The 14,492-nt window shown below is 71.0% G+C and carries 14 protein-coding genes; 10 read left to right on the plus strand and 4 right to left on the minus strand.

All coding sequences use genetic code 11. The annotated features are described in order from the left end of the window. Positions 1-6: 6 nt before the first annotated feature. From ACQ860_RS06290 to ACQ860_RS06315, 6 genes are read left to right on the plus strand one after another with little or no spacing between them, the layout of a single operon-like run. Positions 7-1,533, plus strand: a complete 1,527-nt coding sequence (locus ACQ860_RS06290; protein WP_431302560.1) for an oligosaccharide flippase family protein — start codon at positions 7-9, stop codon at positions 1,531-1,533. Continuing rightward, positions 1,530-2,594, plus strand: coding sequence for a glycosyltransferase family 4 protein (locus ACQ860_RS06295; RefSeq protein ID WP_431302561.1), 1,065 nt, complete (start codon positions 1,530-1,532; stop codon positions 2,592-2,594). The genes ACQ860_RS06290 and ACQ860_RS06295 overlap by 4 nt, the downstream gene beginning before the upstream one ends. Next, positions 2,591-3,697, plus strand: a complete 1,107-nt coding sequence (locus tag ACQ860_RS06300) for a glycosyltransferase (protein ID WP_431302562.1) — start codon at positions 2,591-2,593, stop codon at positions 3,695-3,697. Before ACQ860_RS06295 ends, ACQ860_RS06300 begins: the two co-directional genes overlap by 4 nt. Then, on the plus strand, positions 3,694-4,578 hold the full coding sequence (locus tag ACQ860_RS06305; protein ID WP_431302563.1) for a glycosyltransferase family 2 protein: 885 nt from the start codon (positions 3,694-3,696) through the stop codon (positions 4,576-4,578). Before ACQ860_RS06300 ends, ACQ860_RS06305 begins: the two co-directional genes overlap by 4 nt. Further along, a complete protein-coding gene (locus ACQ860_RS06310; protein ID WP_431302564.1) occupies positions 4,575-5,447 on the plus strand; it encodes a glycosyltransferase family 2 protein in 873 nt (290 codons plus the stop codon). Before ACQ860_RS06305 ends, ACQ860_RS06310 begins: the two co-directional genes overlap by 4 nt. Further along, entirely contained in the window at positions 5,444-5,935 is a 492-nt protein-coding gene (locus ACQ860_RS06315) for a GNAT family N-acetyltransferase (RefSeq protein ID WP_431302565.1), read from the plus strand. The genes ACQ860_RS06310 and ACQ860_RS06315 overlap by 4 nt, the downstream gene beginning before the upstream one ends. A gap of 10 nt (positions 5,936-5,945) precedes the next feature. Here ACQ860_RS06315 and ACQ860_RS06320 read toward each other — a convergent pair whose 3' ends face one another. The 4 genes from ACQ860_RS06320 to ACQ860_RS06335 form a co-directional block, all read right to left on the minus strand. Next, positions 5,946-7,679: an autotransporter outer membrane beta-barrel domain-containing protein gene (locus tag ACQ860_RS06320; protein WP_431305728.1), complete on the minus strand. Its 1,734-nt coding sequence runs from the start codon at positions 7,677-7,679 to the stop codon at positions 5,946-5,948. A 73-nt stretch (positions 7,680-7,752) separates the two neighbouring features. Further along, entirely contained in the window at positions 7,753-8,550 is a 798-nt protein-coding gene (locus tag ACQ860_RS06325) for a YdcF family protein (protein ID WP_431302566.1), read from the minus strand. Then, positions 8,547-10,043 carry an ArnT family glycosyltransferase gene (locus ACQ860_RS06330; protein WP_431302567.1) on the minus strand — a complete coding sequence of 499 codons (1,497 nt, stop codon included), beginning with the start codon at positions 10,041-10,043 and terminating at the stop codon, positions 8,547-8,549. The genes ACQ860_RS06325 and ACQ860_RS06330 overlap by 4 nt, the downstream gene beginning before the upstream one ends. A 46-nt stretch (positions 10,044-10,089) precedes the next feature. Continuing rightward, on the minus strand, positions 10,090-10,989 hold the full coding sequence (locus tag ACQ860_RS06335) for a DMT family transporter (protein ID WP_431302568.1): 900 nt from the start codon (positions 10,987-10,989) through the stop codon (positions 10,090-10,092). 49 nt (positions 10,990-11,038) lie between these two features. On the opposite strand from ACQ860_RS06335, the gene ACQ860_RS06340 reads away from it, so the two are divergent. From ACQ860_RS06340 to metC, 4 genes are read left to right on the plus strand one after another with little or no spacing between them, the layout of a single operon-like run. After that, a complete protein-coding gene (locus tag ACQ860_RS06340) occupies positions 11,039-11,698 on the plus strand; it encodes an NUDIX domain-containing protein (RefSeq protein WP_431302569.1) in 660 nt (219 codons plus the stop codon). After that, positions 11,695-12,414 carry an alanyl-tRNA editing protein gene (locus ACQ860_RS06345; protein ID WP_431302570.1) on the plus strand — a complete coding sequence of 240 codons (720 nt, stop codon included), beginning with the start codon at positions 11,695-11,697 and terminating at the stop codon, positions 12,412-12,414. Before ACQ860_RS06340 ends, ACQ860_RS06345 begins: the two co-directional genes overlap by 4 nt. Before the next feature lies 1 nt (position 12,415). Then, entirely contained in the window at positions 12,416-13,255 is an 840-nt protein-coding gene (locus ACQ860_RS06350) for a sulfurtransferase (RefSeq protein ID WP_431302571.1), read from the plus strand. Beyond that, the gene (gene metC, locus ACQ860_RS06355) at positions 13,255-14,439 is read left to right on the plus strand and encodes a cystathionine beta-lyase (protein ID WP_431302572.1); all 1,185 of its coding nucleotides are present in this window, start codon (positions 13,255-13,257) and stop codon (positions 14,437-14,439) included. Before ACQ860_RS06350 ends, metC begins: the two co-directional genes overlap by 1 nt. Positions 14,440-14,492 lie beyond the last annotated feature (53 nt).

Raw genomic sequence — 14,492 nt, forward strand, 5'->3', positions numbered from 1 at the left:
CGCAAGATGAGCGATACCGCCGCCGCCCGGGCGGGCGCCGGGCGCCTCGTCTCCGGCATGTTCTGGAACGCGATGGGGCGGGGCCTGCCGCTCCTCCTGGCCCTCGCCCTCACTCCGCTTCTCGTCAGCCAGATGGGGCTGGAGCGCTGGGGGCTCTTCACCCTCGCCCTCGCGCTGGTCGGCGTCTTCGGCATCTTCGACCTCGGCATCGGCCCGGCGCTGACACGCGGCCTCTCCGAGCGGATGACCCAGGGCGCCGAGGATGCCGAGGCCGGCCAGCTCGTCGGCACCGCGATGCTCGCCCTTGGCGGCTTCGCGAGCCTGGGGGCGGCCGCACTCTGGTTCATGCTGCCCTGGCTGATGCAGAGCGCGCTGAACGTGCCGGCCGAATTGCAGGCCGAGGCGCTGGTCGCCTTCCGCATCCTGGCCTGTGCCGCACCGCTCATCGTGCTGAACGCGGCGCTCTGGGGCGTGCTGGCGGCGCACCAGAAATTCGCCGCCGCCAACCTCGTCACCATCCCCGTGGCCGTCATGTATTATGTGGGCCCGGTGATCCTGCTGGTCTTCTGGCAGAGCCTGGTCGGCGTGATGCTGGTGCTGGTGGCCTGCCGGCTGGCCAACACCCTCTCCTATCTCTGGCTGGCGCGGCCGGTGCTGCCGCGGCTCTCGGTGGGCAGCCCGCTGATGGTGCTGCCGCTGCTGCGGATCGGCGGCTGGATGACGGTCGCCTCCGTGCTGAACCAGGCGCTGCTCTATGCCGACCGCTTCCTGATCGGCGCGCTGCTGACGCTGGCGGCCGTGGCCTATTATGCGACACCGCTCGATCTCGTGATGCGGATGTGGATCCTGCCGGTCGCGATCGCGCAGGCGCTGTTGCCGGCCATGGCCTCGGCGTTCCGGCTGCTGCCGGAGGTGACGGCGGGGCTGCTGAGGCGCGGCGCGCTGCTCATGCTGCTGCTGACGCTGCCGCCATGCCTGGTGCTGGCGGGTGTGGGCGACTGGGTGCTGGCGCTCTGGCTGGGCCGGGATTTCGCGGCGGGGGGCGGCATGGTGCTGCGCATCCTCGCGGCCGGGATCTTCTTCTCCTGCCTCGCCTATGCGCCCAATGCGCTGCTGGACGCGATCGGCCGGCCGGATGCGACGGCGAAGTTCATCGGAATCCAGGTCCTCACCTTCCTGCCGCTCTCGGCGCTGTTCCTCTGGCTCTGGGGGATCGAAGGCGCGGCGGTGGCCTGGGCGATCCGCGCCGCGGCGGATTGCGCGGGCAAGTTCTGGCTGGCCGGGCGGCTCTATCCCGCGGCGGCGATGAGCGCGCGGCAATTCGCGTGGCCCCTGGGTCTCTCCGCGCTGGCGCTGGCCGCCATGGTGCTGGCGCCCGATTGGCGCTGGGCGGCGGGCCTGGCGCTGGGCGGCTTCACCGTCGTGGTGGCGGCCATGCTCCGCATCCTGACCGCCGAGGAACGCGCCACGCTCAAGCCCCTGCTGCGCCGGCCTTGGCAGGCCCGCGCCCTGCTGCGATCAGGCGCCGCATGATCGCGATCAACGGACGATTCCTGACGCAGGGCCTGACGGGCGTGCAGCGCTACGCGCGCGAGATGACGCGCGCGCTGGATGCGCTGGCGGCGCGCGGCGAGGCGCCGCCGCTGCGCCTCATCGCGCCACCGGGTGCCCAGGGGCTGGATGATTTCCCGCAGCTCGCGCCCAGCCTGACCGGCACGCGCGGCGGCCAACTCTGGGAGCAGCTCGATCTGCCGCGCGCGGCGCGGGGCGATTTCGTGCTGAACCTAGGCAATACCGCGCCGGTGGCGCAGGGCCGCAACCAGGCGGTCGTGATCCATGATGCCGGCGTCTTCGACACGCCGGAGAGCTATTCCTGGAAGTTCCGCAGCTGGTATCGCGGGCTGCAGCGCATGCTGGTGCTGCGCGAGGCGCGCATCCTCTCCGTCTCGGAATTCTCGGCCGGGCGCCTCGCGGCAAATCTCGGGCTGGAGGCCGCGCGCATCGGCGTGACGCTGGAGGGCGGTGAGCACATCCTGCGCGAGGCGGCCGATCCCGGCATCCTGGCCCGCCACGGCCTATCGGCACGCAGCTACGCCCTCGTCATCGGCACGGGCGCCGCGCACAAGAACCTGGCTGCGCTTCATCACGCGATCGGCGCGCTGGGCGCGCGCGGGCTGACGCTCGCGGTCGCCGGCGCGCAGGATGCGGCGGTGTTCCGCCAGGCGGGCGCGCCGCCCGCGCCCAATGTTCGGCCGCTCGGCCGCGTCAGCGATGCGGAGCTGCGCGCGCTTTATGAGTCCGCGCTCTGCCTCGTCTTCCCCTCGCGCTATGAGGGCTTCGGCCTGCCGCCGGTGGAGGCCATGTGGTGCGGCTGCCCGGTCATCGCCTCCAAGGCCGGCGCCGTGCCCGAGGTCTGCGGTGACGCCGCGCTCTGGTTCGACGCCGCCGCGCCCGAAAGCCTGGGCGAAGCGGTGGCGTCGCTCGCCGATGACGCCGAACGCCGCGCCGGGCTGGTGGAAGCCGGGCGCGCCCGCGTGCAACACTTCTCCTGGGAGCAGGCGGCGCGCCGCCTGTTGGGGTTCCTGCCGCGATGAAGATCGCCATCATCCATGAATGGCTGGACAGCTATGCCGGCTCGGAACGCGTGGTGGAGCAGATGCTCCATTGCTTCCCCGAGGCGGATCTGTTCGCGCTGTGCGACTTCCTGCCCGAGAGCCAGCGCGGCTTCCTCCAGGGTAAGGTGCCGACCACCAGCTTCATCCAGCGCCTGCCCTTCGCGCGGCGGATGTTCCGCAACTACCTCCAGCTCATGCCGCTCGCCGTCGAGCAGTTCGACCTGCAGGGCTATGATGTGGTGCTCTCCTCCTCCCATGCGGTGGCGAAGGGCGTGATCACCGGGCCGGGCACGCGGCACATCAGCTATGTGCACAGCCCGATGCGCTATGCCTGGGATCTCCAGCACCAGTATCTGCGCCAGGCCGGGCTGACGCGCGGGCTGAAGGGGCTCTACACGCGCTGGCTGCTGGGGCGCATGCGCGCCTGGGACCAGATGAGCGCCTCCCGCCCTGACGTCATCCTCGGCAATTCGCGCTACATCACCGAGCGCATCCGCAAGGTCTGGCGGCGCGAGGCCGCCGTGCTGCACCCGCCGGTGGACCTCGACGGCTTTCCGCTGTCCACCGCGCCGCGCACGCATTTCCTCGTGGCCTCGCGCCAGGTGCCCTACAAGCGCATCGAGCTGGTGGCGGAGGCCTTCGCCCGCATGCCCGACCTGCCGCTGACCATCGTGGGTGACGGGCCCGCCGCGCCGCTGGTGGCGAAGGCGGCGGCGGGGGCGCCCAACATCACCATCCGCGGCCGTGTCCCGCAGGCGGTGCTGGTTGCGCTGTTGCAGACCGCCCGCGCCTTCGTCTTCGCCGCGGAGGAGGATTTCGGCATCGCGATGGTGGAGGCGCAGTCCTGCGGCACGCCGCTCATCGTCTATGGCCGGGGCGGTTCCAAGGACATCGTGCGCGAGGGCGAGACGGGCCTCTTCTTCGAGCAGCAGACGCCAGAGGCCATCATGGATGCCGTCCGCGCCTTCGTCGCGCGCGAGGCGGATTTCACGCCCGAGGCCTGCGCCGCCCAGGCGCGGCAATTCAGCATCCCCGAATTCCGGCGCAAGCTGACCGGGATCGTCGAAGGGGCGATGGCATGATCTCCCTCATCGTCTCCACCATGGGGCGCGTCACGGAGATCGGCGCGCTCTTCGACAGCCTGCTGGCGGATCAAGGCGCGCCCTTCGAGGTGATCCTGGTGGACCAGAATGCCGACCGGCGCCTCGATGCGCTGGTGGCGGAATACGCGCCACGCCTCATGCTGCGGCACCTGCGCAGCGCCGAGCATGGCACGGGCAACGGCGCCAATGCCGGGCGCAACCTAGGCCTGCGCCACGCGCGGGGGGACATCCTGGGCTTCCCGGATGATGACTGCGTCTTCCCCGCCGGCGTGCTGGCCCGCGTGCGCGCCGCCTTCGATGCGGATAGCCGCCTCGCCATCCTGACCGGCCCCGCCGCCGCGCCCGAGGGCGGCCTCGGCTCGGGTCGCTGGAACCCGGAGAGCGGCGGGATCACCCTCGCCAATGTCTGGACCAGCGTCATCGAGTTCAACCTCTGGCTGCGCCGCCCCCTGGCGCTGGCCCTCGGCGGCTTCGACGAGGCGATGGGCCCGGGGGCACGCTTCGGCTCGGCCGAGGGGAATGACCTCGTCTGCCGCGCCATGGCCCGCGGGCATGTCGCGCGCTACGACTTCAACCTTCGCATCATCCACCCGGACAAGCGGCTGACGCCCGAGGCGGTGGCGCGGGCGAAGCGCTATGGGCTCGGCCTCGGCTTCGCGCTGCGCCGGCATCGGGCGCCGCTCGGCACATGGGCGCCGCTGATCTACCGGCCGCTGGGGGGCATCGGCGTCTCGCTGCTGCGCGGCCGCCTGCTGCATGCGCGCTACTACGCCGCGACCTTCCAGGGCCGGCTGGAGGGCTTCCTGGCACCCGAGGCGCGCAGCCTGCCCGAGCCCGGCCTCATGCAGGCCGCGCCGTGAGGATCGCGATCGGCATCGCGACGCGCGGCCGCCCCGCCATCCTGGCCGAGACGCTGCGCGAACTCGATCTCCAGACCCGCGCGCCCGACCGCATCCTGGTCTGCCATGTGACGCCCTCGGACGTGGACGCCCTGCCGCTCCGCTTCCCGGGCGTCGAATTCCTCACCGCCCAGGCCGGGCTGCCGCGCCAGCGCAATCGCATCCTCGACGCCATCGCCGATTGCGACGTGGTGCTGTTCCTCGATGACGACTTCATCGCGGCCCCGCATTGGCTCGCGGCGCTGGAAGCCGTGCTGCGCGCCGAACCGGGTTGCGTGGTGGCGACGGGCACCGTCATCGCCGATGGCGCGAAGGGGCCGGGCATCGCGCCGGACGAAGCCCGCGCGCTGATCGCTGCCGATACGCCGCCGGCCGAGCTCACCGGGCGGCACGAACACTTCAATGGCTATGGCTGCAACATGGCGCTGCGCCTCGCCCCCGTCCGCGAGCATGGGCTGCGCTTCGACGAGCGCCTGCCGCTCTATGCCTGGTATGAGGACATAGACCTCACGCGGCGCCTCCTGCCCCATGGCAGCATTCTTCGCCTGGAGGGCGCGCGCGGCGTGCATCTGGGCGTGAAGCAGGGGCGCGTGCCGGGGCTGCGCCTGGGCTATTCCCAGGTGGTGAACCCGATCTACCTCGCGCGGAAAGGGAGCTTTCCCTGGTCCCATGCGCTGCCCTCGGCCGGGCGGCATTGCCTGATCAACCTGCTGCGCTCCGTCCGGCCGGAGCCCGAGGTGGATCGCTGGGGGCGCTTCAAGGGCAACATGCTGGGCCTCTGGGACCTGCTGCGCGGCAAGGGCGATCCGGAACGGATCCTGACACTGTGACCCACGCCCCCGGCGGGGGGCCGCCCTGGCGCATCCTCACCCTGCGCGAGCGGCCCGACCTCACCAACCTCGTCGCGCATTGGCTGTGGGACGCCTTCTGGCAGCCCAATGGGCACCCATTGGACGAGGTGCGCGAGATCCTCGCCACCTGCACGGCCGAGACCGGCACGCCGCAGAGCTTCGTGCTGATGGCGGGCGACGTGCCCTGCGGCACGGCAAGCTTCGTCTCGGCCGATCTGGAGTTGCGCCAGGACATCGGCCCCTGGCTGGCCGGCGTCTATGTGGTGCCCGAAGCGCGCGGCCAGGGCTGCGCGCAGCGCCTGATCGCGGCGGTGGAGGCGGCGGCGCGCGCGGCGGGCGAGACGGCGCTCTTCCTCTACACCCATGACGCGCAGGAGCTGTACCACAAGCTCGGCTGGCAGGTGCTGGAGGAGACGGAAGATGGCCGCCGTCCCGTCACCATCATGTGGCGCGACCTGCGCGCCTGAACGACGCGCCTCAGAAGCTCCAGCGGCCGCCCAGCATGCCGCCCTGCAAGGTGAGGCCGCCGGCCAGTTCCGCCGTGTAGCGCAGGAAGGCCTGCCCGCTGCCGACCGGCAGGCTGACACCCAGGCCCAGCAGCGCGACATCACGCGGGACCCGCGCGCCCGTGGCCGTGAAGCCGGAGCCCGGCACGGCAGCGAGGGCGGCGTTCACGCTGCGCGCCGTGTCCTGGAACTCGTGCCCCCAGCCGACACGCGCGGTGACGCCGAGCCCGGAGGACGCGACGCGATAGCCCGCCTCCAACCCCAGCACGCCCTGGAGCGAGGCCGTGGTCTGGCCGGAGACGGCGAGGTTGGCGGGCATCAGCCCCTGCTCGGTGAAGCCGCGCTGCGCAAAGACCTGGCCGTTCAGCGCGAGGAAGGGCGTCAGCGCCACGCCCGCCCGCTCCGGAAGGCGGTAGCCGGCCTCGACGCGGGAGACGAAGCCGCTGCCCTGCGGCGACCCGGTCACCCTGCCCGCGATCGTGTCATAGCCGCTGGTGAAGCCGATGGCGCGGCTGACGCGCGCCGCGTTGAAGGCATAGCCGGCGGAGGCGTCGAGATACCAGGCGCCGGTGCTGTATCGGAGGTAGGGGGCGATGCTGTAGCTGTCCAAGCCGCCGCTGCCCGAGAGGCTCTTGGTGCCGTAGCTGCCGCGCGTGTAGCCGAAGCCGACGCCGACCAGCAGCGAGGGGTTCACCAAGGCATCCAGCCCGAATGCCGCACCGCCCGCGCCGAAGCTCAGGCTGCTCGCCCCGTCCCGGCCGGAGAGCGAACCCGCCGCGCCCATCGCGGTAAACCAGGGGCGCCATCCCTCGCCCGCCGGCGCGTTCTGCTGCCGCTCCCGCAGCGTGTCGAGGAACAGGCGCCCGGTGCTGAACGCCGCGGTCTGGGTATCGGCATAGACTTCGCCCGTCAGTTGGCTCAGCGCCTGTTGCAGCGCGGGCGATCCGCCGAAATTCAGGCTGTCCAGCACATTGAAGAGCCGGTCGCCGGGGCTGAACATCTGCGGCGGCACCGCACGGTCCAGCGCCCGCGCGAGGGCGCCCGTGTTGCCCGCGCCGGCGGCCGGCGCATAGGCCAGGGCGAGGGCGCCCAACCCCTGCTGGTTCGTATAGGCCGAGGCCGGCAGGAATTGCGGCTCCGCGCAATTGGCCGAGCGCGAGGCGCCGACGATGTAGGACTGATAGGTGCCGCCATTGCCCCAGGGGCCGGCGACCGGAATGGCGGGCGGCTGGGCCGCGAAATTACCGTTCACCGGCGCCCCCGTGCCGGTGAGGATGCAGGTGCCCGCCGGGATCTGCACGATCGTCACCGAGGTCGGCAGGTAGGGCAGCGCCAGCACATCCTTGATCTGCGTGGGCGTCAGGCCGCGGATGGTGCTGGAACCCGCGATGAAGGCGCGGTTGGGCGCGGTGATGCCCTCGGTGAAGACGCGGACATACTGCGTGGGCTGCGTGGTGAGGACGACATGGGCCGGCGCGCCCGCCAGGAAGGCCGCGGTGGGCGGCGTGCTGTTGATATAGGCGTTGGCCTCGGCGCCATTCGTGATCTGCGGGACGAAGCTGCCATTGCCGCGAAACACCGGCCCGGTGACGAGGGTGCCCGGCGGCGTCGGGAAACTCGACTGGCTGAACTGCGCGAAGGCCGGGCCGGCGGAAACGGCCATGACAAGGCAGGCGGCGGCCAAGCGATGGGGTGCCGTGAGCATCGTCACCTCGTTGGAAATTCCTCCCCGAAGCTGAAGCTCTGGGCCCTGGCGCGGTCAAGCCGCCGCCCTGACCTCAGGGCGCGGGAAACAGCGCGCTGGTGCGCCCGAGCAGCCGATAGGCGATCAGCCCGACATATTCACGGATGGCCCATTCCGCCTGGCCCAGCCGGAAGGAGAAGGGCGGATCGAACCAGCCCTGCCCGCCCGGCGAGGTGGAGTAGTTCACCGGCCAGGCGGTGATCTCCCAGCCGGCGCGGCGGAAGCAGCCCACCGAGCGCGGCATGTGACTGGCGGAGGTGACGAGCAGCCAGCGCTCGCCCGCCCTGGGCTGGATCAGCGCATGGGTGAGCGTGGCGTTTTCCCAGGTGTTGCGCGCCGCGCTCTCGAAGATCACGCGCTCGCCCTCCAGGCCCATGCCGGCCCAGATCTGGCGTGCCACATCGGCCTCGGTCATCTGGCCGGAGGCGAGCGTCCCCTGCCCGCCGGTGAAGACGATCCGCGCCTCGGGATGCAGGCGGGAGAGCGTCACCGCCTCGGTCATGCGCTCGGCCGCGCCGTTCAGGGCCGGGATGCCGCGGCGCTCGGTCAGCAATTGCTCGACGGCGCCGCCGAGGATGATGACGCCATCCACGCGGCCGGCCTCGGCGGGGCGCGGGAAGCGGTCTTCCAGCGGGAGCGTGACCCAGGCGGGCAGCGGCGTGAGCAGCACGGCGACGAACCAGCCGAGCCCCAGCAGCAACGGCCAGCGGCCCCAGCGGCGCCGGGCGACGAGCGCGAGGCCGCCCAGGCAGGCCAGGAACAGCGCGAAGGTGTTCGGGCGTGCGAAGAGCCAGAAGATCTTGGAGGCGGCGAAGAGCGTATCCTCGATCATTCCGCCTCCACGCGGCGCCAGAGTTCGACCGGGCCACGCTCCTCGGCGAAGCTCGCGGCGAGTTCATAGCCCTCTTCCAGCGCCTCCGTCAGCATGGACATGGCCGAGGGCCGCATGGCGAACCATTCGGTGCGGTCCAGCACGATGAAGCGCGGGCGGGAGGCGAGGATGCGCGCCACCTCGGCATCCGTGTCCACGCCGGCGAGGTTGGCGAAGCCGCCCGTGAGGTGCACCGGAAAGGGGAAGCGCGTGGGCAGCCGCGCCTGGGTGAGGAAATAGACCACCGGCTGGTAATTGGGCACGAAGATCGTGTCGCCCGGCTGCAACTCGTCATTCATCAGGGCCGCCATGCGGCGCGGCGTGTCGGGCGCGCCCATGGCGAAACCGCGCGTCAGGCGGGGCGCCAGGTCGGTTGCCACCATGTCCACCGCCGCGAAGCCGAGCAGGGCCGCGAGAGCGAGGCGCGCCCGCAGGCCGCCCACATAATGCGCGAAGGAATAGGCGCCGATCGCCGCCAGGAGGGCGAGCGGCGGGACCACGATCAGGAAGTAGTGCGGGAAGAAGAAGCCCGGCCCCGCCACCGCGAGGCAGGCGACCGCGAACCAGAGCAGGGCGAGGCCCATCAGTCGGCGCAGCACCGGCTCGCGCGGCGCGAAGAGCAGGGCGGGCAGGCCCAGCGCCAGCAGCCAGCGCAGCGCGAGCGCGGCCAGGGTGATGCGCCAGAACATCTGCTCCAGCGGGATGCGGCCCGAGGCGTATTCGAGCGGCGCCAGGATGGTGCTCTCGTACCAGATGTGGAACTCGCCGCGGATCGCGTAGATCACCGCGACCAGGGCCGTCGGCGTCAGGCAGAGCGCGGCATAGGCGGCCGCCGTCGCGAGCAGCAGGCCCCAGCGGCGCTCTCGCAGCAACGGCCAGGCGAAGATGGCGAAGGCGAGGCACCCTTCCGGCGTCACCACCTGCTTCACCAGCAGCGCGCAGCCGATCAGCACGCCCATGCCGATGAGCCGCGGCCAGAGCGGCCCCGGGGCGAGGGCCAGCGCGAGGGAGGAGACGACGAAGGGCGCGAAGAGGATCTCGGTGTTGGACGCGAGGCCGCCCATCTGCAGCGTATGCGCGGCGTAGAGCAAGGCCGCCGCATAGCCCAGCGCCCGCGGCGCGCCCGCCACGCGCGTCAGCGCGATCAGCGCATAGCCCGTGGCCGTGACGCAGAAGGCACCCAGGAAGCGGACCGTCTCCAGGCTCTCCCCGAAGATCAGGAAGAAGACCGCGATGATGGCCGGCGCCCCCAGCGGGTGCATGTCCCACACGCCGGAGAAGGGCCAGTTGCCCCGCAGCCATTCCCGCGCCTGGAGCAGATAGAGGCTCTCATCCCAGTCGATGACCGAGGGCAGGAAGGAGGCCCAGCGGATCATCACCACCAGCGCCGGCAGCAGCGCCAGCGCGATGGGCCAGCGGTAGCGCAGGAGCCAGGCGGGAAGACCAGCGGACATCAGACCCACTTGGCCCAGCCGCCGCCCGGCCGCAAGCGGAGCATTGTCAACGTTTCAGGCCCAGCTGGACCTCGCGCCACCAGATGTAGAGGCCGGAGGCGACGAGGATGAGGATGCCGAGGCCGTCCCAGCCATCCGGCGCCTCGGCCCAGATCAGGGCGCCCAGAAGCGTGGTCCAGATGATGCCGGAATACTCGAAGGGAGCGACCAGCGTGGGCTCTCCCGCGCGATAGGCGTCCGTCATCAGGAGCTGCGCGAGCGCCGAGATGACGCCGATCCCCAGCAGCAGCAGCCATTGCCAGGGTGTGGGCCACAGCCAGCCGGGCAGGCTCGCCAGGAAGGCCACGGCCGAGGAGCCGATGGCGAACCAGAGCACGATGGTCACACCACTCTCCCCCGCCTCGCCCATGCGGCGGATCGTGATCATGGCCATGGCCCAGGCGAGGGCCGCCACCAGCACGATGAGGCTTGGCACCAGGCCGGCCGCATCCGCGCCGGTGGGGCGGACCATGATGAGCACGCCCGCGAAGCCCAGGATGACCGCGCTGCCGCGCCGCCAGCCCACCCGCTCGCCCAGCAGCGGCACGGCCAGGAGGGTGAGAAAAAGCGGCATGGTGAAGCCGAGCGCGGTCACGGTGGCGAGCGGCATGGTGGCATAGCCGTAGAAGGCGCCGGCCATGCCGATCAGGCCGAACAGGGTGCGCCAGGCATGGCCCATCGGGTGCTGGGTGCGGATGGCGGCCCAGCCGCCCGCCTGGCTCAAGAGCGGCAGCAGCACCGGCAGCGCGAAGAGGCTGCGGAACAGCACCACCTGCGCCAGCGGCACGCCGCCCTCCAGCGCCTTCACGCAGCAGGCGGCGAAGGCAAACAGCAGGGCCGCCACGAGGATGGACAGGATGGCGCGACGGCGGCTGGCGCGGGTCGCGACCGAGGGAGTGATTTGCAAGCTGGGGCTCATGGACGGGCGTGGGCCGCCAAGTTACGGTCGGCGCGACATGAGCGCCAGTGACCCCGAGGACCGGCCCGCCAAGGCCCCCCGCATCAAGCCCTATCCCGGCCTCGAGATCCGCGCCGACGAGATCGTCTGGTCCGGCCGCTTCCCGTTGCAGCGCGTGCGCTTCACCTATGAGCGCTTCGACGGCAGCCGCTCGGCCGAGCTGACCTGGGAGCTGTGGCGCCGTGCGGGCGGCGTGGCCATGCTGCCCTTCGACCCCTGGTCGGACCGGGTCGCGCTGATCGAGCAGTTCCGGCTGCCGGTGCACGCCGCCGGGCTGCCGCCCATCCACACGGAATGCATCGCGGGCCTGCTGGAGCCGGGCGAGCCGCCCGAGGCGGCGGCGCGGCGCGAGGCCATGGAGGAGGGCGGCGTCACGCCCGATCTGGTCGAGCATATCGGCCAGTACATGCTGCTCCAGGGCGGCTGCGACGAGCTGATGCAGCTCTATTGCGGCCGCGCACGGTTGCCGGAGCCCGAGGCCGCCGGCACGCATGGCCTGGTGCATGAGGGCGAGGATATCCGCCTGCTGATCCTCCCCGCGGCCGAGGCCTTCGCGATGCTGGACCGCAACGCCATCCAGAACGCGACCTGCGCCCTCTGCCTCTTCTGGCTGCGCGCGAACCACGCGCGGCTTCGCGCCGAATGGACCCAAGCATGACCGAGACCCTGTTCCGCGACGATGCCTATCTGCGCGAGACGACCGCCCGCGTGCTGCACGCCGATGAGGCGGGCATCGTCACCGACCGCAGCAATTTCTACCCGCGTGCCGGCGGCCAGCCCGGTGATTCCGGCATGATGCGCTGGGCGGGCGGCGAGGCGGCGATCACCGAGGCGGTGAAGGGCGAGGGCGAGGCCATCCTGCACAAGCTGGCCCAGGGCAGTGCGCTCCCCATCCCCGGCGCCGAGGTCACGCTGACGCTCGACTGGGCGCGACGGCACAGGCACATGCGGATGCACACCTCGATGCACCTGCTATGCAGCCTGATCCCGGGCGCGGGTGTGACGGGCGGGCAGATCGGCGCCGACAAGTCGCGCCTCGATTTCGACCTGGCCGAGCCGCCCACCAAGGAATCGCTCACCGAGAAGCTCAACGCGCTGATCGCCGCCGACCATCCGATCAGCGAGACGTGGATCACGGAAGCCGAGCTCGACGCCAATCCGGGGCTGGTCCGCACGCTCTCCGTGCAGCCGCCGCGCGGGGCGGGGCGCGTGCGGCTGGTGCGCATCGGGCCGATGGACGCGCCGGTGGACCTGCAGCCCTGTGGCGGCACGCATGTGAAGAGCACGCGCGAGATCGGCCGCGTGGAGGTGCTCAAGCTCGAGAACAAGGGGCGGCAGAATCGCCGCATCAGCATCGCATTGGTGGAGGAATAAGGTGGACAACCTCGTCAGCACGGAATGGCTTGCCGAACATCTGGGCGCGCCCGACCTCCTGGTCTTCGACACCACGAAATACCTGCCGAACGAGCCCTTCGACGGCGCGACCAAATTCGTGGAAGCCCATATCCCCGGCGCGCATTTCTTCGACGTCGATGTGGTGGCCGACCCGGATGCGACGCTGCCGCACATGATCCCGAGTGCGGCCCGCTTCGAGAAGCTGATGGGCGCGATGGGCGTGACCAACGCCAGCCGCGTCGTCTTCTACGACCAGAAGGGGCTGCAATCCTCGGCGCGCGGCTGGTGGCTGATGCGCCTCTTCGGCCATGAGAAGGCGGCGGTGCTGGATGGCGGCCTGCCCAAATGGCAGCGCGAGGGGCGGCCCGTCGCCTCGGGCGCGCCGGCGGCGCCGAAGCCCACCACCTATGTGGCGGATTTCGTGGCAGGGCGCGTCATGGGCATCGGCGATGTGAAGCGCGTGCTGGCGGACAAATCGGCCCTCGTCCTTGATGCCCGCGCCGCCGGGCGCTTCAAGGGCACGGCCCCCGAGCCGCGCCCTGGCCTGCCCTCCGGCCATATGCCCGGCGCGGCCAACATCCCCTTCAACGAGCTCTTCGCGGCCGACGGCACCATGCTGCCGCCCGATGCGCTGCGCGCGCGCTTCGCCGCCGCCGGCGCCGAGGGCGCGCCCGCCCTGGTGACGAGCTGCGGCACGGGGGTCACCGCCTGCATCCTCACCCTCGGCGCCGTCCGCGCCGGGCTGCCTGAGCCCGCCGTCTATGACGGCTCCTGGACCGAATGGGCGAGCCGCCCCGAAACCGTGAAAGCCACCGCCTGATGACCGATTCCCACGACCACGGCTTCTCCACCCGCATGAGCCATGCGGGCCGGCCCGGTGTGCGCATCCACGGCTTCGTGAACCCCGGCGTGCATCGCGGCTCCACCGTGCTCTTCCCCACCGCCGAAGCGCGGCGCGACGGGGCCGCCAAGCGCTACGAGCAGTTCATGACCTATGGCACGCAGGGGGGGCCGACCCACTACGCGCTGGAGGATGTGATCTGCGAGATCGAGGGCGGCACGCGTTGCACCATCGTGGGCACCGGCCTCGCCGCCGTCACCCTGCCGCTGATGGCCTATCTGAAGACCGGCGATCATTGCCTGATGCCGGACAGCGTCTATGGCCCGGCGCGCAACATCGCCAACACGCTGCTGAAGAACTGGGGCATCGAGACGACCTTCTACGACCCCTGCGTGGATGAGGCGGGCATGGCCGCGCTGATCCGGGACAACACCAAGGTGGTCTATACCGAGAGCCCGGGCTCCCACACCTTCGAGATCCAGGACATTCCGGCCATCGCCCGCGCCGCCCATGCGCGGGGCTGCAAGGTGTTGATGGACAACACCTGGGGCATCCACACCTTCCAGCCCTTCCAGCACGGCGTGGACGTCTCGATCCAGGCGCTGACCAAGTATGTCGGCGGCCATTCGGACATCCTGCTGGGCAGCGTCACCGTGAACAGCGAGGAGGATCACCTGATCGTCCGCGCCGCGGCCTCCACCATCGGGCACTATGCCTCGCCGGATGACGTCTGGCTGGCGCTGCGCGGCGTGCGGACCATGGCGGTGCGGCTCAGGACGCAGGAGGCGGCGAGCATCGAGGTCGCGAAGTGGCTGGAAGCCCAGCCGCAGGTGGCGAAGGTGATGCACCCCGCCCTGCCCTCCCACCCGCAGCACGCGCTGTTCAAGCGCGACTTCAATGGCGGCTGCAGCCTCTTCGGCGTGGTGCTGGACGCGAAGTACAGCCAGGAGGACATGTTCCGCTTCATCAACGCGCTGAAGCTCTACGGCATCGGCGCGAGCTGGGGCGGATATGAGAGCCTGGCGCTGCCCACCACGGGCTTCATCACCCGCACCGCCGGGACCGGCGATTTCGGCGGGCAGATGCTGCGCATCCATATCGGGCTGGAGGATGTGAAGGATCTGATCGCCGATCTGCAGCAGGGGCTGAAGCAGCTCGGCTGAAGCACCGGAGGGCTTTGCCCTCCGGACCACCCACCAAAGGCCGGGGGCCTTTG

This window comes from Sediminicoccus sp. BL-A-41-H5 (genome assembly GCF_050632405.1).
Classification (GTDB): Bacteria; Pseudomonadota; Alphaproteobacteria; order Acetobacterales; family Acetobacteraceae; genus Roseococcus.